Below are 25,807 nucleotides of genomic sequence, written 5' to 3' on the forward strand. Positions count from 1 at the left end.
GACCACCGGTCACCGGACCTGCCCTTTCAGGTTCAGGCAGCCTGGCGGTTCATCTCTTCCTCTGCCCAAGAACCGCCCGGCTGGTAGCGCGCGGCCATACGTCCGTTCCGAAGCGTGAACAGATGCAGCCAGCCGTGTTCGAAAAGGTTCCGAACATCCGGGTGCGCATCCAGAATGGCAGATATTGCCTCTTCGGGGGCTTCGATCAGAACCGACAACCGGAGAGGGGTATGCATCCCTTTCTCGCCATCATGCAGTGCCTGTGCAGGTAGGCCGGGCCGCAGGCGCCCGCCGTTGCCTTCCACAACGCCAATGCCGCCAACCACGTTGTGGATGAGTTTGTTGCCGCCACCGAAGACATCCGGCGCGACTGAAGAGCCATAGTATTGAAGGCTGATCCAGCTCGCCACGACCACCGGGGCGGTGAGGATGAGTTCAAGCGTCTTGAAGTCCTCGTCCGTTTGCCAGTCGTAGCTGTGAAGGAAGGCTCGGCCTTCCAGATTGGCCTTCGATGTCAGATGCCTGGGGGCTGCGATGAACGCGGCGCAGTCTGCAAGTCCCCACTCCGGCCTGATTTCGGCCCAGTTGAATGCTCTGGCCGCAATGGAGGCAGCATTCGTGCCCGGCAAGCGCAAGGCGCGCTCGGCCCGTGCCTCGGCTCCCGCCCGTTTCAACCATTTTTGCAGAAGATCGAATTCATTCATCGGGCCGGATTGGTCCTTGTCGAACAGGGTGATCTCGTCCGTTGTCGTGTCGTGGAGCGCCGCGACAAACCGGGTGTCGTCAGGAAGGTCGATACCGTGAGCAGCAAGGCCGGAGCGGGTTTCGGCATCGTTCAGCAAGCTTGCAAGCAACCGCGCTGAAACCTCACCTGAATGACCACCGCATGCGCCGCAATGATAAGCGCTTTCATGCGGATTGTTTTTCACATTGGCTCCGTGGCCAACAAGCAGAACCACCTGCGCATGATTGTTCGTGAGGCTCATGGCCTTCAGGATCGCAGCGGCGGTCGCTGATTTCGTCTCGGCATCAAGCGCCGGGTCGAGCCTGGGGGCGGCACTCGTTGAGACCTTTCTTGTGGGGCGGCCGAGGGAATCCTTCACCAGCTTGGTCACATACAGAGGGCCGGCAGCTTCCACATAGGCGAAGGACGAGACAGCGGCCTGGCGGAACCTGTCCAGTGCCCGTATGGCCCGCGCACCGATGCGTGCCGTCTTTTCCTCACCGGGAGAACCGTGGCAAGTTGAGGTCATGGACGGTTTCAGCAAGACCGGCAGGTGATTTTCTTCAACATCGGAGCCGTGGTCTCTGTGAGCAGCAGGAAGACCGAAGAAACCGGCAAACCCGAGTGTTTCGATCGATGGGCTCTGGTTTTCCAGCGCCCGCCGGAAGACTTCCGAGCGCACGTCGATGCAGAACGCCGCCTGAAGGGCAGGGCGCTCCCCGGTGTTCTTTGTCGGCGCCTTCAGCTGTTGGCCGAGAGACCGCTGGTATGCCCGCTCTGCCGCGTCCTGCAAAATGGCATCGATAACCTGGTCCCGGTCCGGAACAAGAGGCGCAGCATGAAGCTGAAGCTTGGCCTGCCATTGGTCGGCGACAGCCGGGAAGCGGTTGAAAAGCGCCTCTTCCCAGATCAACCGGATGGCCAGCAGGTCGCCGAGCGTGCCCTCCGTCATGCCGTCCTGCTCTGCACGCCACAGCAGCCAGCGTGCATGTTGCGCCCAGCCTCCAAGGTCCATCAGCAGCCGGTGAAACAGGGTTTCGGCAGCCGGAACGCTGATGCCCAGCCGGTCGGTTACCCGCAGGATTGCCTGTTCGGAAGTGTCCGGAGACGTGGTTATATGGGAGCAGAACCCCGTCAGTCCGGCAATTTCGGGTGTCAGGTCACGGCTCGCCCAGGACCGCCAGGCAGCATAAGCGCCCTCACCCGGGGCTGGAGACCAAAGCGCCTGGCCGCGGTCGAAGTAACCGGCGGCCCACAGACCAACGGTTTTTTCGATAACCGACGGCCAGTCGATGCCGGATACAGAAGCTGCGAGTTCGGCAATGGTTGGTACGGCTGCCGGTGCCGGTCCATCCATTTGGGCGAATGCCTTGAGCTGCGCGACATCTGCCGGCTTGTTGCCGGCGTTGCTTGCCTCAAGGGCGGCCGTCAGGTCTTCATCCGAGATGCGGCCACAGGCGATCTCGGTGCCGTAGCTGCTTCTGGGCCGGGTCAGACTGATGCCGCTCGTTCTGGCAAGGCGTGCGGATGCTTCTGCGAGGCCTTCTCCAACCTGGCCGAGGAAGGGATTGACGGCAACGGTTGCGTCCAGCGGAAAGGCGGGCGGGATGGCCCGTATGGCTGACGTGCCTGCCTCGAGGATGCCCGAAACCCGTAGCGAGCTGAATTGGGTGTGCTTGATAAACATCTGAAATGCCTCGTCTTACTTGGAGTTCGCAACCCGGTATCCGCCGATGAAACGGTCGAGGAGGGCGTTGAGGTAAAGGCCGTTGGCGATGTGAACGCGCAAGCCGGCGGTCGACGGGTGGTGTGACCAGAGCGGAAAAAGTGTCTGCGCAACGGCAACGATGCCGAAGGAAAGCACCGCCAGGACGATCAGTGCCCATTCGAGGGGGCCGGCGACAGGTGCCTGCGGCAGAGCTGCGCCCCACAGAAGGTTGGCAACCTGCTGGAAGCCGAAATAGGCAAAGGCAACGATGACTGCGGCCAGCGAGGTGCGATACGTCAGTTCAGCGGGGGCCGCATCTGCAAGACCTTGCGCCACCAGATAGGCCACGCCGAAGATGAGCATTGCTCCGATGGCAAGCGCCTGAGGGGTCTTCGGGCCTGCGATCATCGAGAAGGCGAAGGAGACTATCGCGTAGAGAAACAAGGCGATCGCGAAGGACCGGAGCACGTTGGCAACGCTGGGAATTGCGATCGGGCCGGGGCGCCGCAGCTTGGCCACGGCCAGCACGGCTCCACCCGAGGACAGGAAGGCATGGGCCTTGTAGAGGGAGTGCGCGACCACATGGAGCAGCGCGAGTGGCCAAAGACCGAGACCACACTGCAGCAGCATGAAACCCATCTGGGAAATCGTTGACCAGGCAAGGGCTGTCTTCACCGCGCTTTGGGTCAGCATGACCACTGCCCCGAAGAGAGCGGTCAGGCCACCGAGAGCCACGAGCGTGCCCATGGCGCCAGGACTGGCCTGAACCAGGTCTGCCGTCCTGATCAGAAGAAACCCGCCGGCGTTGATGATGCCTGCATGAAGCAGGGCGGAAACCGGGGTCGGCGCCTCCATGACTTCCGTCAGCCAGCCGTGCAGCGGGAAGGCGGCCGTTTTCAGCACGGCTGCCAACACCAGGAACACCACAGCCAGATGTTCGACGAAGGAGAGATCAGGCCCGACTGTTTCAGAAAGCTGTCCAAGCTGTGCGGTACCGGCGCTTGCCATGAACAGCCCGGCGGCCAGCAGCAGCGAGATGTCACCTGCATGCCAGACAAGCGCGAATTTGGTGGCGGCCCGTTGGGCGGCGGCACGCTGCGGGTAAAACAGCAAAAGCCTGCGCAGGCAGAGGCCGATCCCGGCAAAGCCGAGGACAAGCAGGAACAGGCTGCCCGACTGGACGACCACCAGTACGGCCGCAAGTGCCGTGAGCATCAAGCCGTGGAAGGCCCCTTCTCGCGCTTCACCGTCGAGGTAGGTCCGGGAGTAACGCATCACCACCCAGCCGATGAAGGCAACCAACAGGGTCATCGTCACGCTGATGGGGTCGAGCCGCACAACAAGCGTAAACGGACCTTCGAACAAGGTTGCTTCCGTTGCTCCCAAGACCAGAAGCTGCACCAGGCCGGCAAGGGCAAGCACAAGGGCGATAAATGCACTTGCTTCCGAAGCCTTGGGATAGAGCCCTGGGCGGCGGCCCGGACACATTGTTGAAACGGCCGCAGAAGCCAGCAACAGCACCGGCGCAAGAAGGGGAAGGGGGAACAGGTAGGGCATGGGAACCTCACGAACGCTGAAAGACGCCGTGGATATACCGTCTCGTTTTCTTGCAAAAAATTACATATTATAATCGAAATCGTTCTATAATTTGGAAGTGTTTTCGTGCTGAACCTTCATCATCTGCGGCTTTTCCGGGCAGTTGCGCGGGATGGAACACTGACGGGGGCTGCCAGGGTGCTGAACCTGTCGCAGTCGGCGCTATCCTCGCAGATCAAGACGCTGGAAGCCTCCCTTGGACACGATCTGTTTGAACGACGCGGACGTGGTCTGGTGCTGACGGAGGCCGGGCGGATCGCCCTTGATCACGCGGAAGCGATCTTTCGGACCGCCGAGGACCTGACGGCGACCCTGCGCAACACGGGCACCGAGCGCAAGGCTTTGCGGGTGGGAGCACTCGCAACGCTTTCGCGAAATTTCCAGATCGGCTTCCTGGAACCCCTGATCGGACGATCAGATGTCGAAGTGGTGCTGCGCTCCGGAGCGCAGGCAGACCTTCTGAGGGCCCTGGAAGCATTGGCGATCGATGTGGTCCTGACGAACCTTGTGCCCGCCCGGGATGCCTCCAGTCCCTATCTCGTACATGGACTTTCCGAACAGCCGGTCAGCCTGATCGGACCCGCAACCGCAGCCGATCTGGCGGGGCTGCCCTTGCCGGAGCTTCTGTCTTCGCAGCCGCTGATCCTGCCAACGCCGGAATCGGCCCTGAGGGCATCTTTCGACGCGATGGTCGAGCAACTGGGTGTCGTCACCAAAGTTGCCGCGGAAGCCGACGACATGGCGATGATCCGTCTGCTTGCGCGTGCGCACGCAGGGCTTGCCGTCATTCCGCCGATCGTCGTGAGAGACGAGCTTGCTTCGGGACGGCTGATCGAGCTGGGCAGGCTGGAAGGGCTTAAGGAGGAGTTCTTCGCCGTCACGCTGCACCGGCGCTTCCCGAACCCGCTGGTCGCCGACTTGCTTCAGGCTTTCAAAAACAAGACGGACTGAGCAAGGGTTTCAAGCCTTTGCCCAGTCCGAAACGTGGTGCCGAGGTCGCGTCAGTACGCAACCGACAAATGCGGGCCGGTGTTCTTGTCGACCACTTCCGGCTTGTCGGTTTCAACCTTGCCGGTCCAGCCCCCGCCAAGCGCCTTTTGCAGGGCGATGTAATAGGTGGTCAGGCGGACACGGCTCTGGATGAGCGTGTCTTCGGCGGAGTAGGTCGAGCGTTCAGCATCGAGGGCATCGAGGAAGCTGGCGGCGCCGGTCTGGTAGAGCGATCTGGAAAGCTCGGCGGCCGACTTGTAGCTTTCCGCCGAACGCCGCTGACTGGCGACACGCTTGCGTTCCTGGGTGAAGCCGACAAGAGCGTTCTCGACATCTTCCAGTGCCGTCAGCACCGACGCCTGGTAGGCGAGGAAATACTGATCGCGCTGGGCTTCGGCAATCTCGACGCCTGCCGCCAGTTTACCTGCATTGAAGATCGGCACGGACAGCGACGGGCCAAAGGCCCAGCTGATCGAGGAATTCTTGCCGAGATCGCCAATGTCGGCTGCGGCGGTGCCGATGGAACCTGTCAGGCTGACGGAGGGATAACGCGCTGCCGTTGCCTGACCGATTTTCGCGGTTGCCTCCGCAAGCTGGCGTTCAGCCAGGCGAACGTCCGGGCGGGTCAGCAGGATGCTTGCCGGTATGCCGACAGGGATCGGCAGTTTTGGTGTCGGAATACGGCTGCTTGCCAGCAACCGGTCGGTAAGGGCAGTCGGCTGTTGACCGGTCAAAACGCTCAGCCGGTGCATGGAAGCGGCAAGAGCTGTCTTCAGGGCCGGAATATTGGCCTCTGTCGACGCCGCCTGACCTTCCGCGTTGGCAACGTCGAGACCGGAGGACGAACCTGCCTGGAAACGCTTGCGAATGAGATCGGCCGAGGACTGCTGCGATTTCGCGGTGTCCTGCGCCAGTTTCAGCCGCTGCTGAAAGCCGCGCGCTTCGACATAGTTGGTGGCAAGGTCGCCAATCAGGGTCAGCAAGCTTGCCCGCAGCTCTTCCTCGGCAGCATCAAGACCGTATTTGGCCGCTTCCTTTGCTCGGCGGTTGGCGCCGAAGATGTCGATCTCCCAGGCGGCATCGAAACCACCGTTCCAGAGCGTGCCGACGCTGTCGGACCCACTCGATTTGGAGCGGGTCACGCCGGCCGCACCGTCAAGGCTCGGAAAGAGCGATGAGGAGGCCTGTTTGTAACTGGCCCGGGCTTCACGCACCTTGGCCTTGGCGGTGCGGACATCCAGGTTGTTCTGAACCGCGAGCGAGATCAGGCTGTTGAGCTGGACATCGCCCAGCTGCGTCCACCAGTTGGCAAGTTGCGGCACGGAGGCAGGCGTTTCGCCTGTCGTGTTGCGCCACTTGCCGGGCACGGAGACATCCGGGCGCTGGTAGTCGGGGCCGACGGAACAGGCACCCATCAGGGTCGCTGCCATCAGGCCCGCACCCAGCCGCAACCAGGTCTTGCGGCGTAGAGAGGGGACGGCGCAGGCAGAGCCGGTCTCAGGTTTGAAAAGGGTCATCGAAACTCTCTCAATGGGCTTTGCTGCCTGAAGTGTCGGGGGCTGCTTCGTTCGTCTGCTTGCGGCTGAAGATGCGCCGCACAGTGACGAACAGAAGCGGCACGAAGAAGATGCCGAGCACGGTGGAGGCGATCATGCCGCCCATGACGCCGATGCCGATGGAGTTCTGCGCACCCGAACCTGCCCCGGTGGCAATCGCCAGTGGCGTCACACCCAGGATGAAGGCGAACGACGTCATCAGGATCGGCCGGAGCCGCTGGCGAGCAGCGTCCAGTGTCGCCTGCAGCAGGTCCTTGCCCTGTCGTTGTTGTTCGATGGCGAACTCCACGATCAGGATGGCATTCTTCGCCGCCAGGCCGATGGTCGTCAGCAGACCGACCTTGAAGTAGACGTCGTTGGTTTGCCCGAAAATCAGAGCCGCCGCCAGGGCGCCGAAGACGCCGATCGGGACCGACAGCATCACCGCGAAGGGGATCGACCAGCTTTCATAAAGGGCGGCAAGGCACAGGAACACGATCAGGATCGAGATCGCATAAAGCGATGCGGCCTGATCGCCCGAAAGCCGTTCCTGATAGGAAAGGCCGGTCCATTCATGAACGAAGCCTGCCGGAAGCTTGGCCACGAGCGCATCGATTTCCGCCATCGCGTCACCCGAGCTGATGCCGGGAGCCGCCTGGCCCTGCAGTTCCACAGCCGACGCGCCGTTGAAGCGCTCGAGCCGCGGGGAACCATAGGTCCAGCGCGATGAAGCGAAAGCGCTGAAGGGCACCATGTCGCCATTGGAATTGCGCACGTGCCACAGGTCCAGATCGGACGGCTGCATGCGGAACGGGGCATCGGCCTGCACATAGACCGGCTTGATGCGGCCACGGTCCATGAAGTCGTTGACGTAGTCGGACCCCCAGGCAATCGACAGGGTGTCGTTGATGTCCGGGATGCCGAGGTCGAGCAGGCGCGCTTTCTGCGTGTCGATGTCGACCTTGAACTGCGGCTGGTCTTCCTGGCCGTTGGGCCGTGTCGCCGCCAGTTTGCCGGATTGTGCCGCCATGCCCAGCAACTGGTTGCGAACCTCCATCAGTCGGTCATGACCGGCGCCATTGATGTCCTGCAGATAGAACGAAAAGCCGTTGGTGTTGCCCATGCCCTGAATGGCAGGCGGGGCAAGGGCGAACACACGGGCGTCCTTGAACTGCGAGAAGGCTCCCATGGCACGGCCGGCGACTGCCTGGGCGGCAAGCCGCGGGTCTTCGCGCTCGGTGAAGTCCTTCATGCGGATGAAGGCGAGGCCGACATTCTGTCCCTGGCCGCCGAAACCGAAGCCGGCGACGGTGAAGACGCTGTCGACCGCATCCGGCTCGTTCTCCATGAAGTGGGTGCGTACCTTGTCGAGCACGGTCAGTGTCCGGCCCTGGGTCGCGCCAACGGGCAGGTTGACCATGGCAATCAGAATGCCCTGGTCTTCCTGCGGCAGGAAGGAGCTTGGCAGGCGATTGAACATCCAGCCCATGGCAACGCCGATTGCGATGAAAAGCACAAGGAAGCGCTTGCCGCGCTTCAGGATGCCGCCATTTGCCGCCCTGTAGCCGTTTGCGCTTGCGTCGAAACCCTTGTTGAACCAGGCGAAGGGACCACGCTTGTGGCCGTGGTCACCCTGCTTCAGCATGGTGGCGCACAGCGCAGGCGTCAGGATGAGTGCAACGAATACCGACAGCACCATGGCCGAAACGATGGTGATCGAGAACTGGCGGTAAATGATCCCGACGGAGCCGCCGAAAAACGCCATCGGCACAAAGACCGCGGACAGCACCACCGCAATGCCGATCAAGGCGCCGGTGATCTCGTTCATGGATTTGCGGGTCGCCTCACGCGGCGGCAAACCTTCCTCCGCCATCACGCGTTCGACGTTTTCCACCACGACGATGGCGTCATCCACCAATAGCCCAATGGCGAGCACCATGGCGAACATGGTCAAGGTGTTGATCGAATAGCCGAACAGCGCAAGCACCCCGAAGGTGCCGAGCAGAACCACGGGCACGGCAAGTGTCGGAATGATGGTCGCGCGCAGGTTCTGCAGGAAGAGATACATCACCAGGAACACCAGCACGACTGCTTCCAGCAGTGTGTGGACCACCTTCTCGATGGAGAGCTTCACGAAGGGGGTGGTGTCATAGGGATAGACCACGTCGACCCCGGCAGGCAGCGTCGAGGAGAGCCGGTCGATGGTGTCGCGTACCCGCTGGGCGGTGTCGATGGCGTTTGCGCCGGTCGCAAGCGAGACCGCAAGGCCGGACGCCGGCATGCCGTTGTAGAAGGCAGAGGTGCTGTAGCTTTCGTTGGCAACTTCCACCCGGGCGACATCGTTGAGGCGAACGACAGAGCCGTCTTCGGAGCTTTTCAGAATGATGTCGCGGAACTGCTGTGCAGTCTGCAGGCGGCTGGAGGCGGTGATGGTTGCGTTGAGCTGCTGACCTTCGGCCTGTGGCAGACCGCCAAGCTGGCCGGCGGAAACCTGGGTGTTCTGGGCCTGGATTGCAGAACTGACATCGCTCGGCATCAGGTTGTATTTCAGCAATTTCGTCGGGTCGAGCCAGATGCGCATGGCATAGCCGGAGCCGAACAGCCGGGTTTCACCGACGCCCTCGACGCGTTTCAGCGTGTCGTTGAGCGTGTTGTCGACATAGTCGGCAATGTCGGTGGAAGTCAGGCGTCCGTCCGTCGAAACGAAGCCGAGCACCATCAGAAAGCCGGAAGTCGACTTGGTGACGGTGATGCCCGTGTTCTGGACGATCTGCGGCAGCTGGCTGGAGACGAGCTGCAGCTTGTTCTGCACCTGCATCTGGGCAACGTCCGGATCCGCCTTGGAGGAGAATGTCAGCGAAATCTGGGCTGAACCGGAGTTCGAAGACGTCGCGGTCATGTAGTCCAGGTAATCGATCCCGGACATGCCCTGTTCGATCACCTTGGTAATCGAGTTTTCGACCGTCGCCGCATCGGCGCCCGGATAATTGGCGCTGATGTTGACGGTGGTCGGTGCAATTTGCGGATATTGCGAAACGGAAAGCGTCGTGATGGCCAGTGCGCCTGCCAGCATCGTGACAATGGCAATGACCCAGGCAAAGATCGGCCTGTCGATGAAGAAAGCTGACATCAGTCGGAAGTCTCACTTGTGTTCGACACCGCCTCACCGCGGCTTTCCACCTCCCCCGTCGCTTCGTCAATGGTCACCAGAGTGCCTGTTGCCTCCTGGCCGGCCCGCACGAACAGCGAGCCTTCAACGATGACCCGGTCTCCCTCCGAGATGCCTTCGTTGACCAGCCAGTTGTTGCCGATGTCGCCTTCGACCCTCAGGACGCGCTCTTCCACCTTGCCGTCCTGGTCGAGGAACAATGCCGTCGGTTCGCCTCTGGCGTTGCGCGATACGGCGCGCTGCGGCACGAGGAACGAGTTCTGCGCAATGCCTTCCTCGACGATCGCCTGAACGTACATGCCCGGCAGGAGCAAACGATCGGGGTTCGGGAATTCGGCGCGCAGCGTGTAGGTGCCGGTTGTCGGGTCAACGTGGGCTTCCGAAAATTCCAGCTTGCCGGTTTCGGAGTATTCTTCCCCTGTTTCCAGCAGCAGGCGCACCTGCACGTTATCGCCGGACAACTTGATCCTGCCTTCGCGCACGGCCTTTCGCAGCTTCAGCAGGTTGGTGCTCGACTGGGTGACGTCGACATTGATCGGGTCAAGCTGACGAATGATGGTCAGCGGGGCCGACTGGCTGGCGGTCACCAATGCGCCGACGTTCAGCGTCGAGGCTTCGATGCGGCCCGAAATCGGTGCCTTGATGACGGTGTTGTCGAGATTGATCCTTGCAGTCTGCACGCTGGCCTTTGCGGAGGCGATGTCCGCCTTTGCCTGGGCGAGCGCCGCCTTGGCGTCGTCCAGCTCCTGCTTGGCCACGGCGTTCTGCGTGATCAGTTCCTCGTAGCGCTCAACCTTGGTCTGGGCGCTCGGCAGGGCGGCTTCCGCTTTCTGGAGAGCTGCCTGGGCGCTGTCGTGTGCTGCCTTGTAGAGATCGTCCTCGATCCGGTAGAGCACGTCTCCGGCGGTGACCTCCGTGCCTTCCTTGAACAGGCGTTCCTTGATGATGCCGCCGACCTCGGGCCGGACTTCCGCATCCAGGGACGCTGCGATCCTGCCCGAAAGCTTGGCCGTGATCGCGACCGACTCGGGCTCAAGTTCGACAACGCCGACTTCCGGTTTGGGCGCGGCGCCTCGCATCTGCTGGGCCTGAGCAATGCCGGACCCAAGGCTGGTGGAAATCAGGAAAGCGATGAGAAAAGCACGGAACGGCTTCTTCGTAGAGCACAGGTACGCAGTGCTCGAACCGAGAGGGGTACACGTCATTTCCGGGAGGAACCTCTTTGGAAGCGAATGCTGTGGAGTATTAGAAAACTCTCGGGTACCATTATTCGCTTCAAGGTTCCCTCGTCAATCGAATTTCGGTATCAGTTCGTAACGGGGAGGAGACAAAATGAGCTCTTCAAGAACAAAAATTGTGCAAATGGGTTCCTGTCCAGGCGGACTTGATGACTGTAACGAGCAGCGGCAACGCGGACGGCAGAAGGTTCATGACGAGGCGACGCTGAAGGCGCGCGTTGTCGAGGTCGCCTTCGGCACGTTCCAGAAGCATTCCTACAACGGCACGACCATGGCACTGGTCGCCAAGAATGCCGGGATTTCCAAGCGGACGCTTTACGAGTTGTTTCCGTCGAAAATCGAGCTCTTCGCGGAACTCGCGATACGCCACCGTGCCAATCTTCTTGATGTTCCGGCGGGCCGAAAGGCCGAAACCCTTGAAGAAGCCCTGAGGGCGGTCTTCAAGGTTGACCAGAGCGATGAAAAACACAATCAGCAGGCTGCCGAAATGCGTCTGTTCTATGTGGAGGCGGTCGCGAACGAAGAGCTGGGCATGCTTTTGAGGAAACACTGCGGCAGCGAACTGCATGATGTGGTGACTGCCTGGGTGGAGGACGAGGTCACAAAAGGCCGGATCGTGGTCCAGTCTTCGCGCGACACGGCAAAGTATCTTCTGGATGTCCTCATTGCGGCTCGGCTGTTCCGCCCGAAGACACCCGACATGATCACGGGCCTTTCGGATATTCGCACCTACCTCAATCACACGATCCAGCTTATCCTGAACGGCCTGCTGCCACGCTGACCGTTCAGGAGGGATGCATCAGGATGCCTTGGCCTTGCGAAGAGGGGCGGGATCGGCTCTTTGCAGCCAGTGGCCGAGATCCAGCGTCGACCGCTGACCAAGTTCTGCACGGTTCTTTTCAAGAAACTCATCGGCAGCAGTGCGGCCTTCCTCGCGCAGTTCCTCCAGGAACGGCCAGGTGGAGTTGAGTTTGGATTGACCGCTGCGGCCATTCATGCCGGCACCTGCAATCCGGTGGATCCGCAGGTTGGCGACCGGATTGGAAACCGGGCTGGCGGCACGATTGGCGTTGAGGCCTGTCAGGCTCGGCAGGAAACCTTGCCGGGGCGACTGTGTGCCAGCGCCAGCTTGATGTTGCAATTCCGCCAGCAACCGCAGTTCCTTGATCAAAGGCGCATTGAAGGAGATCTCCTTTTCGCGCGCGGCGATCTGCTGGGCATCCTGCGGCAGGGCAGCTCGTTCGGTGGGGCTCGTCTGGACCAGCAGCAGATCCGCATCACCCGGCTCCAGAACCAGAGGCATCAGGCTGGGGTTGCCGGTATAGCCGCCGTCCCAGTAGTGCTCGCCGTCGATTTCGACCGCGTGAAAGAGAGACGGGAGACAGGCGGATGCCAGAAGCACATCGGTGCTGACGGCGCCGTTGGAAAAGATGCGGGCTTCACCCGAACCGACATGGGTCGCGGTCACATGCAGCGGTATGGCCGAGCGGGCAATGGCGTCGATGTCGATCGTTTCGTCTATGATTTCCCGTAAAGGGTTGAAGCCTGCCGGGTTGAGATCGTAGGGCGACAGGAAGTTCATTCCCGCGCCGAAAAGAAACGGCAGGCTTTCGAAATCTATTCCCAATCCACCGAGCACAGCTCTCGATGTCGTCATGTTGAAGGGGGTAAACCGGCTTCGTTTGGAAACCGTTTTCCAGAAGCCCTCCAGCGACGTTCGCGCTTCTTCGCGCCCGCCTTTCATTAGGCCGGTCAGCAGAGCCGCCGCATTCATCGCGCCAGCGGATGTGCCCGAAAGGGCGTTGATCTCGAGTGTCTCTTCCTCCAGGAGACGGTCCAATACGCCCCAGGTGAAGGCGCCATGGGCACCGCCACCCTGGAGCGCCAGGTTCACACGTGTCCTGCGCGCTCCTTTGGCGCTATGTGAAACAGTATGTTTCAAGGTCCGGGTTCCTTTCCACGAAGTAGTGTCCAGCCCCGAAACGTTTCCTCGTGATATTTTTTGCTTGAGTTTCGTGCCCGGCCGCTGGTGAGCGGATTTCGGCGGTAAACCATTTTACGGCCTGCCGGTGCATCGGAAGACTAAGATATGCTGCGATGCAGCATCTTTCAATGCGTGCACGCGTTGCGACAGGCTTTTACGCTGAGAAACGGCAGCCTTCCGCGGGAAAAATACTGCTGCGATGCAATGTTTCGAAGTCTGCGCGACAAAAGGGAGACTTGCGCAAGTTCCTGATTCCATGTCTGAATTCAGATACCTTCCCGGAATGCGCGGGCAGGTGATGTCGTTTTGGCTGAAACTTTGTGCAGACGATCGGGAGGATGCAGCGCAATGAGCGTGAAACTGACTTTTCTCGGAGGCGTCGGCACTGTTACAGGTTCGAAATATCTGCTGGAGAAAGACGGCACGCGTGTGCTGGTCGATTGTGGCCTGTTCCAGGGTTACAAGCAATTGCGGCTCAAGAACTGGGCACCTTTGCCTGTCGATCCGAAAACAATCGACGCGGTCATCCTGACACACGCCCATCTGGATCACTCCGGCTATCTGCCCCTCCTGGTTCGCAACGGCTTCAAGGGGCCGGTTGTCTGCACAAGGGCGACGCGGGATCTGTGCGCGATCCTCCTGCCGGACAGTGGGTTCTTGCAGGAAAAGGACGCGGAATTCGCAAATCGTCACGGGTTCTCGAAGCACCGTCCGGCCCTGCCGCTCTACACGAAAAAGGATGCGGAAGTGTCGCTGGACCGGTTCCGGCCAGTGGACTTCGATGACGTGCATGAAATGCTGGGCGCTTTCAGCGTTACCTTCCGCAAGGCCGGGCATATCCTGGGGGCGGCGATTGTGGAGCTGACCTGGGGTGGCACAAGGATCGTCTTTTCCGGAGACCTCGGGCGCTACGGTGATGCAACGATGTTCGATCCGTCGCCGATCCGCGAGGCAGATTACCTGCTGGTCGAATCCACCTATGGCAACCGCCGGCACGAAAACCTTGATGCCGAGGACATCCTGGCCGAAGCCATTACCAAGACCGCACGGCGCGGTGGCACCGTTGTCATCCCCTCCTTTGCGGTCGGCCGGGCGCAATCACTGCTGTTCCATATACAGAGCCTGAAGGAAGAAGGCCGAATTCCCGACCTGCCGATCTTTCTCGACAGTCCCATGGCCGTCAGCGCCTCCAACATCTATGGCAAACACCCGGACGACCACCGGTTGACAGCGGAAGAATGCGACTGGTCCAACGGGGCGGCGCATTATGTGGCCGATGTGGAAGAATCCAAGGATCTCGATCGCAATCGCATGCCCAAGGTCATCGTTTCGGCCAGCGGCATGGCGACCGGCGGCCGGGTGCTGCATCACCTGAAACACTATGCGCCCGACCATCGCAACATGATCCTGTTCGCGGGCTTTCAGGCGGGGGGGACGAGAGGCGCGGCGATCACGTCCGGTGCGGCAAGTGTCCGGATCCATGGCTCCGACGTGCCGATCCGGGCTGAGGTCGGCAACCTGCACATGCTGTCAGCGCATGCGGATGCGGACGAAATCATGCGATGGCTGGGAAACTTCGAGCGGCCGCCAAAGATGACCTACATCACGCATGGCGAACCGGATGCCGCCGACGCCCTGCGCTACAGGATCGAGAGCGAGCTGGATTGGCCGTGCTGGTTGCCGGACTACCGGGAAGACGTTGAACTGGAATAACGATCGCCAAGCGCTCCTTCTCCCAGCTTCCGTACAGCAGAAATGAATGCCGGTATCGAAACCTGCAAGGCACTGGAAATAATTGTTTCTGCTATTTGCCGTTGCGTCAGAATTGTCGCAGTGTTTAAGGTAGGGGCCAAGGTGTGTAGGGAGTACTGGCTGTGTGGCGTTCTGTTCTCATGTCCTCGATCATGGCGGTCGCCGCCGTCACGTCTGCCAAGGCCGATGCCGTTGTGATCGGCGTGCCCGCCTGGCCCTCGGCTCAGGTCACCGCCTACATCATCGATGATATTCTCAAAGACCGCCTCGGTGTAGAGACGGAACTGCGTGACCGAGGCACCTTGACGATTCTCTCCGATATCGGCCGGGGCGAGGTCCAGGTACATCCGGAAGTCTGGTTCCCCAACCTGTCTGCAATGGCAGGGCGGTTGAGCGAGGAAAAGCATATCCTGTCGCTCAGCCCAAAGAGCGTCGCTGCGACGCAGAATATCTGCGCGACACGCGCAACGGTTGAACAAACCGGCATCAAGGCGGTTGCCGACCTCGTGAAGCCTGAGATGGCCGCGCAATTCGACAGTGACGGCGATGGCAAGGGCGAGATCTGGATTGGCGCCCCGAGCTGGTCGTCAACGGAGATCGAAAAGATCAGGGCGCATTCCTATGGCTACGACCAGACAATGACGCTGCTGGAAATGCCGGAAGATGTCGCCATGGCCGCCGTTGATGCGGCCGTATCCTTCGGCAAGCCCGTGGTCTTCTATTGCTACGGACCGCACCATGTTTTTGAACTTCATGACATCGTGAAGCTGGAAGAGCCAGCGTACGACCCGGCACGCTGGACAATCGTCACCCGCGCCCAGGACAACGACTGGCTGGAAAAGTCACACGCCGACACCGCCTGGGACGCGTCCAGCTTCAAGATTGCATTTGCGACTTCCCTTGAAAGCGGCATGCCCGAAGTGGCCTCGTTCCTGTCAGCCATGGAACTGACACCGGCCGATGTGACCGGGATGAGCTATGCCGTCGTTGTCGAGGGCAAACCGGCAGAAGATGTTGCAAGGGACTGGATTGCCGCGAATGCGGACAGGATCGGGGAGTGGACCAAATGATCAGGCTGCCGAGCGCATTTCGCACTGTCTTGAACTGGGTGCCGGCCATTGCGGTGCTGGCCTTTGCCGGCGTGGCGCTGGCGCAATCCTTCCAGACGCAGATCTACGATCCGACGACACGCAAATGGGTGGACTACACCCCGCGCGCGGCGGCGAAGTTCTATAACCGGCATGGCCAGTCGCCTGAAGAATTCCGGCGGCAGGTGGTTCCGTTCCGCACGGCTGAAAAGCCCGGTACCATCATCATCGATGGAGACAGGCACTTCCTTTACCTGGTTCAGCCCAACTTTCAGGCGATCCGATACGGTATTGGCGTGGGCCGCGACGGCTTCGGCTGGGCCGGCATCGTCAAGATCGGCCGCATGCAGGAATGGCCGACCTGGACACCCCCACCGGAAATGATTGCCCGTGATCCTGAATCCGCCCAGTGGGCGGGCGGCATGCCTGGCGGGCCCGACAATCCGCTCGGCGCCCGTGCGATGTATCTTTATATCGGCAACAAGGATTCCATCTACCGCATCCATGGCACCAACCAGCCCTGGACGATCGGTCTCAATATCTCATCGGGCTGTATTCGCCTGAACAACGAGGATGTCGCGGATCTTTACAGCCGCGTGGAAGTTGGCGCGAAGGTGATTGTGCTGATGCAGGGGGCTGCCCTTTACAAGGGCGTCTGAGACCTGTCGGTGAAGGGTGGGAGAAACTTGAAATGAACATCAGGGTAACGAACAGGGTTGCTGCGGGGCTGGCTGCCGGGCTTTGTCTTTCCGTCGTCGCAGGCTGCAACACCAGCTCCAACCAGACACCGACCGCCGGTGCCGTGCGTTCGTCAGGCGAAACCGCACCAACCGACCTGCAACTGCTTTGTGCCTCCAAGGCCGCCGAAGAGCTGCAGGTTACCGGCGGCAATGTTCTGCCCGTCAGCTCCATGCCTTCAGGCGAAAACGCCTATCAGGTCAACCTGACCTTCGATGGCGGGCAGGCCGTTTGCGTCATTGACGAAGCCGGCACCGTTCAGTCGATCAATCGCGTTTAAGGAAGAGCCGGGCGGCTTCAGGCCTCCGGCAGATGCTTCAAGAGTGAAGCCTTGGCCCCGTGGATGTGTTCCCGGGTGAGGTTGGAGGCGAGGTCCGCGTCGCCTTTTTCGCAGGCTTCCAGGATGGCGAAATGTTCGCGTCCTGCCCGTTCCATGCCGTTGGACATGACCAGCTGGGCCCGGATCTGCCGTTCCACCCGGTCGATGGCGTTGTCGGCAATCTCCTGAAAGAACTTCAGATCGCTGGCGCTGTAGAGCGTTTCGTGAAAATCGCGGTTGAGGTCACCATAGGCCATCGGATCGGTGGCCGAGGAGAACGCCGCGCATTTTTGCCTTGCGTCTGCCAGCAGCTCCTTCGACATCAGCGGAACGGCATTGCGAATGATTTCCGGTTCGACCAGCGCACGCAGGTCAAAGATTTCCGCCGTTTCCCTGGGTGACAGACCGGCGACGACGGCCCCCTTGTAGCGCTGCGTCTTGACGAGGCCCTGTTCCTCCAGGCGGGAGATCGCTTCGCGCACCGGAATGCGGCTGGTGTTGAACAGGCGGGCGATTTCGTCCTGGCGGAGAGGTTCGCCTTCTTCAAGCTGGCCCTCGATAATGGCTTTCCGCAGCGCGTCGAACACAATCGACGATGCCGAAGCAGTCGCGGAAATATCCATCGTTTTCAGTTTCATAGGACCAATTCTCCCTGAAGCCACCTTTTACGGGATCGCCCTTGATTGGTGAAGCGAAAATGATTTCGAATATTTTATATTGAATATTGGATCCAATCTGGTTTATCAATCTCGGGCCCAAGGGAACGCAGCAGGCAGCAGTTGACGGAACAGCTGGTGCTGCGAGGTCCGGGTGCGGTGCACCGAAGGCTGGAAGGCCCGGCGCACGATGAGCGAAGACCGACGGGAGGCGCATCTGCCGTCCGGCGGCTGAGCCGGAATACCCCGACAGCTCGGGAGGCTGTCGGGCAAAGACCTGGTCCGGATCGAGCGGGAAACCCGCCGGCCGGGCAAGAAAAGACCCGGAGCGTGCAAGCACCGGGGCCAGAATGCTTCAGAAGGAAGAGGGGAACTCATGATCAGGAAATTCGTGGCTGCCGCAGCAATTTCATTCGCCGCCGCGCTGCCGGTCAAAGCCGACACGCTGGACGATGTTGTCGATCGCGGTCAGCTGAAATGTGGCGTCGTGCTGGACTTTCCGCCGATCGGCTATCGGGACGAGAACAACGAGCCGGCCGGTTTCGACGTGGAATATTGCAATGACCTCGCCGCAGCGCTTGAAGTCGAGCCGATCATCTATCCGGTAACCTGGGCCGAGCGCCTGCCGGTTATCGTGACCGGCCGCGCGGATGTGGTGTTCGGCGCAACTTCCGACAGTCTCGCCCGTGCCCGTACCGTCGGTTTCACCATTCCCTACGCGATCTATTACGCGCAGGGCGTCGTCAACACGGAAAGCGGGATCAGCGCATTTGAAGATATCCGCGGCAAGCGTGTCGCTGCTGCCATCGGCACCGTGCCGGAGCAGGAATGGCTCAAGATTGCGGCCGAATGGGGCGAAGAGCATCTCTACCAGGGCTATCAGTCCGAAAACGAAGTGTTTCTTGCTGTTGCCCAGGGCAAGGCCGATATCGGCCTGACCACCAACACCGCCGTCAAGCCGGTTACCGACCAGTATGAAACGCTGGAGCCCGGCCCGCGCATGCCTTGGACCACGGACTACACTTCCGTTGTCGCCAAGCGCGAAGACGTGACCTGGCTGAACTTCCTCAACCTCTTCGTTACCCACCAGGTCCGCTCCGGCCGCTATGCCGAGCTGTGGGGCAAATATGTCGGTGGCGAAGCTCCGGAACTGCGTATCCCGGGCGTGATGTACTGAGGGTGATGCCGTGACGGGTGATCCTATCCTCCTCGGATGAGAGCCGGGGTCACCTGCAACTTGCGACAAATACAGTGCCACCCCGGGCGACCGAAGGGAGACCCGGGGCTAACTCACCCCCGGAAAGTTTGAAGCGTGTGCTGATCCTCGGCGAAGAGATCCTCGGCTTCAGCAAGTTTCACCAAGAGTAGGCCCCGGATCTGCGCTGCGCTTGTCCGGGGTGACACCCGGAATACCAACCTTGGCAGTGCTCTTGTCTGACGGGATCTCACGAATGCGTATGCCTTGCCCCGATAAGGCGGGATAGCCGGAGCAATTCGTAACAAATGTTCGACTATAATTTCCATTGGCGGCCGGTGCTGAAAAGCCTGCCCGATCTGCTGGAGGCCGGGTTGCTGACGCTTGAAGTCGCGACCCTGTCGATGGTGATCGGCATCGTGGTCGGTCTTGCGCTGGCGCTGATCCGGCTGAAGCTGAAGGGGCCACTCTACTGGCTTGCGACAACGTGGGTGGAACTGGCGCGCAATACGCCTGCGCTGTTCCAGCTGTTCTTCTTCGGCTTCGGGCTCGGCGCCTTCGGCATTCACCTGTCGCCGTTTTTCATCGTACTTGCCGGGCTCAGTTTCAACTGTGCCGGCTATCTGGCGGAGAATTTTCGCGGCGGCTTTCAGGCTGTGCCCGAGACGCAGCTGCGGGCGGCACGGTCGTTGGGAATGACCTCCTGGCAGGCCTATACCCGCATCGTCATCCCGCAGGTTTTTCGCATCGTCTATCACCCGGTCACCAACCAGATGGTCTGGGCGGTGTTGATGTCTTCACTTGGCATGCTGGTTGGGTTCCGCGAATTGTCAGGCGAGACCCAGTTCTTCGCCAGCCGCACCTTCCGCATCTTCGAATATTTCGCAGTCACGGCCGTCATCTACTACGTGATCGTCAAATTCATCCTGGCGGCGTCCCGGCTCCTTGCCATGCGCCTGTTCCGGTACTGAGAGGGCTGACATGAAAGAATCCATCAGCTTCTTTTCAGGCTTCAACATTCACGATTTCTGGTTCCTCGGTGAAGCTGCACTCCGGACCCTCTGGATCTCGGCTGTTTCGATTACCATCGGGACCGTGCTCGGCGGTCTGTTCGGCTGGATGCTCTACGAGGGCCGGCTGGCGGCGACGTTGCTGCTGGGGCCGGTGCTGGATGTGTTCCGCTCCGTGCCGCTGATTATCCAGCTTGTGCTGTTCTACAATTTTGCGCCCATCGTCGGTCTGGATTTCGATCCGTTTGCGTCGGGCGTGGTGATCCTGACCGCCTACACCGCTTCTCTGGTAGCCAACGTTGCCCGCGGCGGCATCGAGGCTGTCGGCAAGCCGATGCGCCGGGCGGCGCGTTCGCTGGGGCTCAGCTACTGGCAGGACATGCGCTACGTGGTGTTGCCCATCGGCGGGCGGGCCGTCTTTCCGGCCTGGGTCGGTGTTGCGCTCGGCGTCATGAAGGATTCCGCGCTGGTGTCCGTGCTCGGCTATGTCGAGCTGCTCAAGGCCAGCCAGATCCTGATCACGCGGACACAGGAACCCTTCCTGATCCTCTCCCTCGCCGGCGCGTTCTACTTCGCGCTGTCCTTCCCGATCTCGCGCTATGCCGCAAAACTGGAAAAAAGGTGGGCCCAATGATCGAGATACGCGGCCTTGAGAAATATTTCGGCGCTCTTCAGGTGCTCAAGGGTATCGACCTTGATGTCGAAAAGGGCGAAGTGCTTTCCGTCATCGGCGCGTCCGGGTCGGGCAAGTCGACACTGCTTTATTGCATCAACGGTTTGGAGCCGATCCAGAAGGGATCGGTGGTGGTCGACGGCACCGACGTTCACGCCAAGGCGACGGACATCAACAAGCTGCGCCAGAAGCTCGGCATGGTGTTCCAGCAATGGAACAGCTTTCCGCATCTGACCGCGTTGGAAAATGTTGCGCTGGCGCCGAGGATCGTGAAAGGCAAATCGAAAGCGGAAGCCGAGGCGATTGCGGAAAAGCAGCTTCGCCATGTCGGCCTTGCGGACAAGCTGAAGGTGTATCCGAACAATCTGTCGGGCGGGCAGCAGCAGCGTCTCGCGATTGCGCGGGCACTGGCCATGGAGCCAACCTACATGCTCTTCGACGAGGCGACATCCGCTCTCGATCCGGAGCTGGTCGGCGAAGTGCTGGACACGATGCGCCTGCTGGCCGAGGAAGGCATGACGATGATCTGCGTTACCCACGAAATGGGCTTTGCCCGGGACGTCTCCGACCGGGTCGCCTTCTTCCACAAGGGCGTAATGGAGGAGATCGGCCCGCCGGCCCAGATCTTCGGTCAGCCTGAATCCGAGAACACCCGAAAATTTCTTGCTAACGTGCGCTGACCCGGCGCAACTAGACCTTACCGTCAGGCCTCAAGGCCCGTGCTTCGCACGTGGGAGCCAACCGACAGGCCTGACCCATCCAGGAGTGAATGATGACGTCCAATATCTTTTCCGGCTGCATGCCTGCCCTGATGACCCCGTGCAAGGCCGACCGTTCGCCCGATTTCGATGCCCTCGTGAAGAAGGGCAAGGAACTGATCGAAGCCGGCATGTCCGCCGTCGTCTATTGCGGCTCCATGGGCGACTGGCCTCTCCTGACGGACGAGCAGCGCATGGAAGGCGTCGAGCGTCTGGTGAAGGCGGGTGTACCGGTGGTCGTTGGAACCGGTGCGGTCAACACCAAATCCGCCGTTGCCCATGCCGCTCATGCGGCAAAGGTTGGCGCGCATGGTCTCATGGTCATCCCGCGCGTTCTGTCTCGCGGCATCTCCGTGTCGGCGCAGCGCAACCATTTCAGCGATATCCTGAAAGCGGCTCCGAACCTGCCGGCGGTGATCTACAACAGCCCCTACTACGGTTTCGCCACCCGCGCCGACCTGTTCTTCGACCTGCGCCGGGAATTCCCGAACCTGATCGGCTTCAAGGAATTCGGCGGCCTTGCGGACCTACGCTATGCGGCTGAAAACATCACTTCGCAGGACGACCAGGTAACGCTGATGGTCGGTGTTGACACCGCTGTCTATCACGGCTTCATCAACTGTGGTGCGACCGGCGCGATCACCGGCATTGGCAATGCCATTCCCAAGGAAGTCCTGCATCTGGTGGCGCTTTGCAAGAAGGCCGCAGAAGGTCATGCGGAAGCGCGCCTGCGGGCAAAGGAACTGGAAGAGGCGCTGGCTGTTCTGTCCAGTTTCGATGAAGGCCCGGACCTGGTGCTCTACTACAAGCACCTGATGGTGTTGAACGGCGACACCGAATACACGCTGCACTTCAACGAGACCGATGCCCTCAACGATGCGCAGCGCAACTATGTCGAAGCGCAGTACAAGCTGTTCAAGACCTGGTACGCCGACTGGAGCACGCAAGGTGGCGTGATCGCCGAATGCGCGTAATCGACAGCCATACCGCGGGTGAACCGACCCGCGTCGTGCTTGATGGTGGCCCCGATCTCGGATCGGGGACACTGGCGGAACGCGCCGCCCGACTGGAAGCCGAGCATCTCGATTTCTGCGCTTCCGTCGTTCTGGAACCGCGCGGTCACGATGCCATTATCGGTGCGCTGCTGGTGCCGCCGTCCAATCCGGATTGTGTTGCCGGGGTGATCTACTTCAACAACCTGCAGAACCTTGGCATGTGCGGCCACGCCACCATCGGCCTTGGTGTCACCCTGGCGCACCTCGGCCGGATCGGGCCGGGGCGGCACAAGTTTGAAACGCCGGTGGGCGTGGTCGAGATCGATCTGATCGACGCCAACACGGTGTCGGTGGTCAACATCGAGAGCTACCGGCTGGCGAAGGATGTCACGGTCGAGGTCGAAGGCATTGGTCCGGTCACCGGTGATGTCGCCTGGGGCGGCAACTGGTTCTTCCTGGTCAAGAACAGCCCGGTTGCCCTGACGGGTGCCAATATCCGCCCGCTGACCGACCTCACGCTGAAGATCCGCGATGCGCTGGAAAAGGCCGGTGTTACCGGTAAGGACGGTGCCTGGATCGACCATATCGAGCTGTTCGGCCCGGCCGAAGACCCGTCCGCGCAAAGCCGCAACTTCGTGCTTTGCCCGGGTGGTGCCTATGACCGCTCGCCCTGCGGAACAGGCTGTTCGGCCAAGCTGGCCTGCCTTGCCGCCGATGGTGCGCTGGCACCGGGTGAGGACTATCTGCAGGAAAGCGTCATCGGCAGCACCTACAAGATCAGCTACCAGCCCGGCCCGGGCGGCGGCGTTATTCCGACCATCACCGGACAAGCCTTCGTCACGTCCGATGCCAACCTGATTTTCAATCCGGCGGACCCCTACCGCGCAGGGATACGCCTTTAAGCCCCGGATAAGCCAAGTCATGGATTACAGGAATTTTGTCGGCGGGCAGTGGCTCGAAACAACCGACAGCACGCCCAACGTCAACCCGTCCGATATCAGCGATATCCTCGGCTACGCGGCGAAGGCCGGTGTCGATCAGCTGGACCAGGCCATCGATGCAGCGCATCAGGCGGCACCCGGCTGGGCGGCGTCGACACCGCAGCAGCGTTTTGATGTGCTGGATTTTGTCGGGACAGAACTTCTGGCTCGCAAGGCCGAATTAGGCCGTCTGCTGTCGCGTGAGGAAGGCAAGACATTGCCGGAAGGTATTGGCGAGGTGGCGCGCGCCGGGCAGATTTTCAAATTCTTTGCCGGCGAAGCATTGCGCCTCGCTGGCGACAGACTGGCATCCGTCAGGCCCGGTATCGAAGTTGACGTCACCCGGTTTCCGATCGGGGTTGTCGGGCTGATCACACCTTGGAACTTCCCGATTGCAATCCCTGCCTGGAAGATCGCTCCGGCACTTTGCTACGGCAACGCAGTCATCTTGAAACCGGCTGAACTGGTGCCGGGTTGCGCGCATGCGCTCATCGAGATCCTGTCCCGGTCCGGCTTGCCGGAAGGTGTGGTCAACCTCGTGATGGGACGTGGCTCGCAGATCGGTCCGCGCCTGGTGGAAAGTGCAAAGGTGAAGGCGATTTCCTTTACCGGCTCGGTGCCGACGGGGCGGGGGATCGCTGCGGCCTGTGGTCAGCACCTGAAGAAGGTACAGCTGGAAATGGGCGGCAAGAACCCGATGGTGGTTCTGGACGATGCCGACCTTGCCATCGCCGTCGAAGCTTCGCTCAACGGTGCCTTCTTCTCGACCGGTCAGCGCTGCACTGCAAGCTCGCGGCTGGTCGTGACCGAGGGCATTCACGACCGGTTCGTCGAAGCCCTTGCCGAGCGCATGCAGGCGCTGAAGGTTGGCAACGCCCTGGAAGATGGCGTGCAGATGGGGCCGGTGGTCGATGAGCGGCAACTGCAGCAGAACCTTTCCTATGTCGATATCGCGGCAAAGCAAGGCGGCAAGGTGCAGGGTGGGGAACGGCTCAACCGCGACACGGAAGGTTTCTACATGGCACCGGCGCTGGTCAGCGAAACCGACAACGCCATGCGGATCAACACCGAAGAGGTCTTCGGCCCGGTCGCATCCGTTATTCGCGTGAAGGATTACGAGGAAGCGCTGGCTGTCGCCAACGATACGGAATTCGGGTTGAGCGCTGGTATCTGTACCACGTCGCTGAAACATGCCAGTCACTTCAAGGCCAATGCCGAGGCCGGCATGGTGATGGTCAATCTGCCGACGGCAGGTGTCGATTATCACGTGCCTTTTGGCGGCACCAAAGGGTCCAGCTTCGGCTCGCGCGAGCAAGGCCGTTACGCGGCTGAATTCTACACTTCGGTCAAGACTGCCTACACGCTCCCCTAAAGTGTGGCCAACGGGCAGCAAACTGCCTGCGGGGCACTTCGCCCTGCCTCGCAGGCCTTTTTGAAAGACTTTGAAAATGGCGGACGAGACCGTCCAGGATATCATCGTGATCGGCGCCGGCATCATCGGCATCAGTTCCGCGCTAGCCCTGCAGGCAAGGGGGCGGCAGGTGCTTGTGCTGGATCGGCAGGCGGAAACAGCGCGCGCATCGGAGATGAACGCCGGAGCTTTCGCCTTTACCGATATCGTTCCGCTGGCAACGCCCGGCATCATGCGCAAGGCACCGAAATGGTTGCTCGATCCGCTGGGTCCTCTCTCCGTTCCGCCCGCCTATGCCCTCAAGATCGCACCCTGGATGTTGCGGTTCTGGCGGGCAAGCTGGCCGGATCGCTACAAGGTGTCGATGTCGGCACAGGCCGCCTTGATGAAGCTGGCGCAGGAGGCGCTTGCCCGGCAGGTTTCGGACACCGGGGCAGCCTCCCTGATCCAGGCCGAAGGGCAGCTGCAGCTTTATGAAGGCGAAGCGGAATTCCGTGCCAGCCTGCCCGGCTGGGAGCTGCGCAAGCAACATGGCATCCGCTTCGAACTGCTTGAGAGCCCGGATGCAGTAGCCGCCATTCAGCCGGGTCTTGACCGTCGCTTCACTCATGCCGCCTTCACGCCGGACTGGACCAACACTTGTGATCCCGCCCGCTGGCTGGCGCATCTGACGTCTGTCTTCCTGCAGCGGGGCGGACGGATCGAAAGCGCTGACGTATCAGGTCTGAAGCCGAGTGAAGACAGTGTTCAGATCGACGCTTCCGATAAGGCCTGGATGGCGAAACAGGTCGTCGTGACCGCAGGTGCCTGGTCGCACCGCCTTGCAAAGACGATCGGCGACCGCATCCCTCTTGAGACCGAACGCGGCTACAACACGACGCTGCCGGAAGGCTCCTTTGACCTGAAAACCCACCTGACCTTTTCCGGTCATGGCTTCGTCGTTACCAAGATCAATGGCGGCGTCCGTGTCGGTGGGGCCGTCGAACTGGGTGGGCTGACGCTTGCGCCGAATTTCAAGCGCGCCGACATCCTGCTGGACAAGGCCCGGCGGTTCCTGCCTGCCCTGAAAACGGACGGCGGCAAGAAATGGATGGGCTTTCGGCCCTCCATGCCCGACAGCCTGCCCGTCATCGACCGCTCACCCGGTGACCGCCGGGTCGTCTATGCCTTCGGGCATGGTCACCTCGGCCTGACGCAGTCCGCGGGGACGGCGGAACTGGTCGCCAATCTCGTAGCCGACACACAAAACCCCGTCGATATGGCCGCCTTTTCCGCGCGGCGCTTCTAA

21 protein-coding genes are annotated in these 25,807 nt (G+C 61.0%); 14 read left to right on the forward strand and 7 right to left on the reverse strand.

Annotated elements, in window-relative coordinates; genetic code table 11:
- Nucleotides 1–32: 32 nt before the first annotated feature.
- Together Q666_RS59470 and Q666_RS59475 are read right to left on the reverse strand one after the other, a co-directional pair.
- Nucleotides 33–2,411 carry a DUF2309 domain-containing protein gene (locus tag Q666_RS59470; protein WP_023000123.1) on the reverse strand — a complete coding sequence of 793 codons (2,379 nt, stop codon included), beginning with the start codon at nucleotides 2,409–2,411 and terminating at the stop codon, nucleotides 33–35.
- A 15-nt stretch (nucleotides 2,412–2,426) separates the two neighbouring features.
- Nucleotides 2,427–3,989 carry a proton-conducting transporter membrane subunit gene (locus tag Q666_RS59475; RefSeq protein ID WP_023000124.1) on the reverse strand — a complete coding sequence of 521 codons (1,563 nt, stop codon included), beginning with the start codon at nucleotides 3,987–3,989 and terminating at the stop codon, nucleotides 2,427–2,429.
- A 105-nt stretch (nucleotides 3,990–4,094) separates the two neighbouring features.
- On the opposite strand from Q666_RS59475, the gene Q666_RS59480 reads away from it, so the two are divergent.
- Entirely contained in the window at nucleotides 4,095–4,979 is an 885-nt protein-coding gene (locus tag Q666_RS59480) for a LysR family transcriptional regulator (protein WP_023000125.1), read from the forward strand.
- A 50-nt stretch (nucleotides 4,980–5,029) separates the two neighbouring features.
- Here the strand turns inward: Q666_RS59480 and Q666_RS59485 are convergent, their stop codons facing one another.
- From Q666_RS59485 to Q666_RS59495, 3 genes are read right to left on the reverse strand one after another with little or no spacing between them, the layout of a single operon-like run.
- On the reverse strand, nucleotides 5,030–6,535 hold the full coding sequence (locus Q666_RS59485) for an efflux transporter outer membrane subunit (RefSeq protein ID WP_023000126.1): 1,506 nt from the start codon (nucleotides 6,533–6,535) through the stop codon (nucleotides 5,030–5,032).
- Between the two features lie 10 nt (nucleotides 6,536–6,545).
- Nucleotides 6,546–9,683: an efflux RND transporter permease subunit gene (locus tag Q666_RS59490; RefSeq protein ID WP_023000127.1), complete on the reverse strand. Its 3,138-nt coding sequence runs from the start codon at nucleotides 9,681–9,683 to the stop codon at nucleotides 6,546–6,548.
- Nucleotides 9,683–10,801 carry an efflux RND transporter periplasmic adaptor subunit gene (locus Q666_RS59495; RefSeq protein ID WP_205838739.1) on the reverse strand — a complete coding sequence of 373 codons (1,119 nt, stop codon included), beginning with the start codon at nucleotides 10,799–10,801 and terminating at the stop codon, nucleotides 9,683–9,685. Before Q666_RS59495 ends, Q666_RS59490 begins: the two co-directional genes overlap by 1 nt.
- Before the next feature lie 283 nt (nucleotides 10,802–11,084).
- On the opposite strand from Q666_RS59495, the gene Q666_RS59500 reads away from it, so the two are divergent.
- Nucleotides 11,085–11,741: a TetR/AcrR family transcriptional regulator gene (locus Q666_RS59500; protein WP_023000129.1), complete on the forward strand. Its 657-nt coding sequence runs from the start codon at nucleotides 11,085–11,087 to the stop codon at nucleotides 11,739–11,741.
- Nucleotides 11,742–11,759: 18 nt separating this feature from the next.
- Here the strand turns inward: Q666_RS59500 and Q666_RS59505 are convergent, their stop codons facing one another.
- Nucleotides 11,760–12,902, reverse strand: coding sequence for a patatin-like phospholipase family protein (locus tag Q666_RS59505; protein WP_081713373.1), 1,143 nt, complete (start codon nucleotides 12,900–12,902; stop codon nucleotides 11,760–11,762).
- Nucleotides 12,903–13,292: 390 nt separating this feature from the next.
- Here Q666_RS59505 and Q666_RS59510 point away from each other — a divergent pair, with 390 nt between their 5' ends.
- The 4 genes from Q666_RS59510 (at nucleotide 13,293) to Q666_RS59525 (ending at nucleotide 16,802) form a co-directional block, all read left to right on the forward strand.
- Nucleotides 13,293–14,657, forward strand: a complete 1,365-nt coding sequence (locus Q666_RS59510) for an MBL fold metallo-hydrolase (RefSeq protein WP_023000131.1) — start codon at nucleotides 13,293–13,295, stop codon at nucleotides 14,655–14,657.
- A 161-nt stretch (nucleotides 14,658–14,818) separates the two neighbouring features.
- Entirely contained in the window at nucleotides 14,819–15,766 is a 948-nt protein-coding gene (locus Q666_RS59515; protein WP_286133765.1) for a glycine betaine ABC transporter substrate-binding protein, read from the forward strand.
- Nucleotides 15,763–16,443: a L,D-transpeptidase gene (locus Q666_RS59520; protein ID WP_023000133.1), complete on the forward strand. Its 681-nt coding sequence runs from the start codon at nucleotides 15,763–15,765 to the stop codon at nucleotides 16,441–16,443. Before Q666_RS59515 ends, Q666_RS59520 begins: the two co-directional genes overlap by 4 nt.
- A gap of 32 nt (nucleotides 16,444–16,475) precedes the next feature.
- Nucleotides 16,476–16,802, forward strand: coding sequence for a hypothetical protein (locus Q666_RS59525; RefSeq protein ID WP_023000134.1), 327 nt, complete (start codon nucleotides 16,476–16,478; stop codon nucleotides 16,800–16,802).
- 17 nt (nucleotides 16,803–16,819) lie between these two features.
- Here the strand turns inward: Q666_RS59525 and Q666_RS59530 are convergent, their stop codons facing one another.
- Complete coding sequence (locus Q666_RS59530) at nucleotides 16,820–17,479, reverse strand: GntR family transcriptional regulator (protein WP_023000135.1); 660 nt, start codon at nucleotides 17,477–17,479, stop codon at nucleotides 16,820–16,822.
- A 394-nt stretch (nucleotides 17,480–17,873) separates the two neighbouring features.
- Between Q666_RS59530 and Q666_RS59535 the strand changes: the two genes are divergently transcribed.
- The 8 genes from Q666_RS59535 (at nucleotide 17,874) to Q666_RS59570 (ending at nucleotide 25,807) form a co-directional block, all read left to right on the forward strand.
- Complete coding sequence (locus Q666_RS59535) at nucleotides 17,874–18,674, forward strand: transporter substrate-binding domain-containing protein (protein ID WP_023000136.1); 801 nt, start codon at nucleotides 17,874–17,876, stop codon at nucleotides 18,672–18,674.
- A 326-nt stretch (nucleotides 18,675–19,000) separates the two neighbouring features.
- Nucleotides 19,001–19,663: an amino acid ABC transporter permease gene (locus tag Q666_RS59540; protein WP_023000137.1), complete on the forward strand. Its 663-nt coding sequence runs from the start codon at nucleotides 19,001–19,003 to the stop codon at nucleotides 19,661–19,663.
- A gap of 10 nt (nucleotides 19,664–19,673) precedes the next feature.
- Nucleotides 19,674–20,336 carry an amino acid ABC transporter permease gene (locus tag Q666_RS59545; RefSeq protein WP_023000138.1) on the forward strand — a complete coding sequence of 221 codons (663 nt, stop codon included), beginning with the start codon at nucleotides 19,674–19,676 and terminating at the stop codon, nucleotides 20,334–20,336.
- Nucleotides 20,333–21,055: an amino acid ABC transporter ATP-binding protein gene (locus tag Q666_RS59550; protein ID WP_023000139.1), complete on the forward strand. Its 723-nt coding sequence runs from the start codon at nucleotides 20,333–20,335 to the stop codon at nucleotides 21,053–21,055. Before Q666_RS59545 ends, Q666_RS59550 begins: the two co-directional genes overlap by 4 nt.
- 92 nt (nucleotides 21,056–21,147) lie before the next feature.
- On the forward strand, nucleotides 21,148–22,107 hold the full coding sequence (locus tag Q666_RS59555) for a dihydrodipicolinate synthase family protein (protein ID WP_031269009.1): 960 nt from the start codon (nucleotides 21,148–21,150) through the stop codon (nucleotides 22,105–22,107).
- The gene (locus Q666_RS59560) at nucleotides 22,098–23,030 is read left to right on the forward strand and encodes a proline racemase family protein (RefSeq protein ID WP_023000141.1); all 933 of its coding nucleotides are present in this window, start codon (nucleotides 22,098–22,100) and stop codon (nucleotides 23,028–23,030) included. The genes Q666_RS59555 and Q666_RS59560 overlap by 10 nt, the downstream gene beginning before the upstream one ends.
- A 19-nt stretch (nucleotides 23,031–23,049) precedes the next feature.
- Nucleotides 23,050–24,480: an aldehyde dehydrogenase family protein gene (locus Q666_RS59565; protein WP_023000142.1), complete on the forward strand. Its 1,431-nt coding sequence runs from the start codon at nucleotides 23,050–23,052 to the stop codon at nucleotides 24,478–24,480.
- Between the two features lie 76 nt (nucleotides 24,481–24,556).
- On the forward strand, nucleotides 24,557–25,807 hold the full coding sequence (locus Q666_RS59570; RefSeq protein ID WP_023000143.1) for an FAD-binding oxidoreductase: 1,251 nt from the start codon (nucleotides 24,557–24,559) through the stop codon (nucleotides 25,805–25,807).

This window comes from Labrenzia sp. C1B70 (genome assembly GCF_000475395.1).
GTDB lineage: Bacteria > Pseudomonadota > Alphaproteobacteria > Rhizobiales > Stappiaceae > Roseibium > Roseibium algicola.

Excerpts from the sequence above, each read along its gene's own strand:
- Q666_RS59470 (WP_023000123.1), bottom strand. The coding sequence starts at position 2,411 with ATGTTTATCAAGCACACCCAATTCAGCTCGCTACGGGTTTCGGGCATC.
- Q666_RS59475 (WP_023000124.1), bottom strand. The coding sequence starts at position 3,989 with ATGCCCTACCTGTTCCCCCTTCCCCTTCTTGCGCCGGTGCTGTTGCTG.
- Q666_RS59485 (WP_023000126.1), bottom strand. The coding sequence starts at position 6,535 with ATGACCCTTTTCAAACCTGAGACCGGCTCTGCCTGCGCCGTCCCCTCT.
- Q666_RS59490 (WP_023000127.1), bottom strand. The coding sequence starts at position 9,683 with ATGTCAGCTTTCTTCATCGACAGGCCGATCTTTGCCTGGGTCATTGCC.
- Q666_RS59495 (WP_205838739.1), bottom strand. The coding sequence starts at position 10,801 with ATGCGAGGCGCCGCGCCCAAACCGGAAGTCGGCGTTGTCGAACTTGAG.
- Q666_RS59500 (WP_023000129.1), top strand. The coding sequence starts at position 11,085 with ATGGGTTCCTGTCCAGGCGGACTTGATGACTGTAACGAGCAGCGGCAA.
- Q666_RS59510 (WP_023000131.1), top strand. The coding sequence starts at position 13,293 with ATGAGCGTGAAACTGACTTTTCTCGGAGGCGTCGGCACTGTTACAGGT.
- Q666_RS59520 (WP_023000133.1), top strand. The coding sequence starts at position 15,763 with ATGATCAGGCTGCCGAGCGCATTTCGCACTGTCTTGAACTGGGTGCCG.
- Q666_RS59525 (WP_023000134.1), top strand. The coding sequence starts at position 16,476 with ATGAACATCAGGGTAACGAACAGGGTTGCTGCGGGGCTGGCTGCCGGG.
- Q666_RS59530 (WP_023000135.1), bottom strand. The coding sequence starts at position 17,479 with ATGAAACTGAAAACGATGGATATTTCCGCGACTGCTTCGGCATCGTCG.
- Q666_RS59535 (WP_023000136.1), top strand. The coding sequence starts at position 17,874 with ATGATCAGGAAATTCGTGGCTGCCGCAGCAATTTCATTCGCCGCCGCG.
- Q666_RS59540 (WP_023000137.1), top strand. The coding sequence starts at position 19,001 with ATGTTCGACTATAATTTCCATTGGCGGCCGGTGCTGAAAAGCCTGCCC.
- Q666_RS59545 (WP_023000138.1), top strand. The coding sequence starts at position 19,674 with ATGAAAGAATCCATCAGCTTCTTTTCAGGCTTCAACATTCACGATTTC.
- Q666_RS59550 (WP_023000139.1), top strand. The coding sequence starts at position 20,333 with ATGATCGAGATACGCGGCCTTGAGAAATATTTCGGCGCTCTTCAGGTG.
- Q666_RS59555 (WP_031269009.1), top strand. The coding sequence starts at position 21,148 with ATGACGTCCAATATCTTTTCCGGCTGCATGCCTGCCCTGATGACCCCG.
- Q666_RS59560 (WP_023000141.1), top strand. The coding sequence starts at position 22,098 with ATGCGCGTAATCGACAGCCATACCGCGGGTGAACCGACCCGCGTCGTG.
- Q666_RS59565 (WP_023000142.1), top strand. The coding sequence starts at position 23,050 with ATGGATTACAGGAATTTTGTCGGCGGGCAGTGGCTCGAAACAACCGAC.
- Q666_RS59570 (WP_023000143.1), top strand. The coding sequence starts at position 24,557 with ATGGCGGACGAGACCGTCCAGGATATCATCGTGATCGGCGCCGGCATC.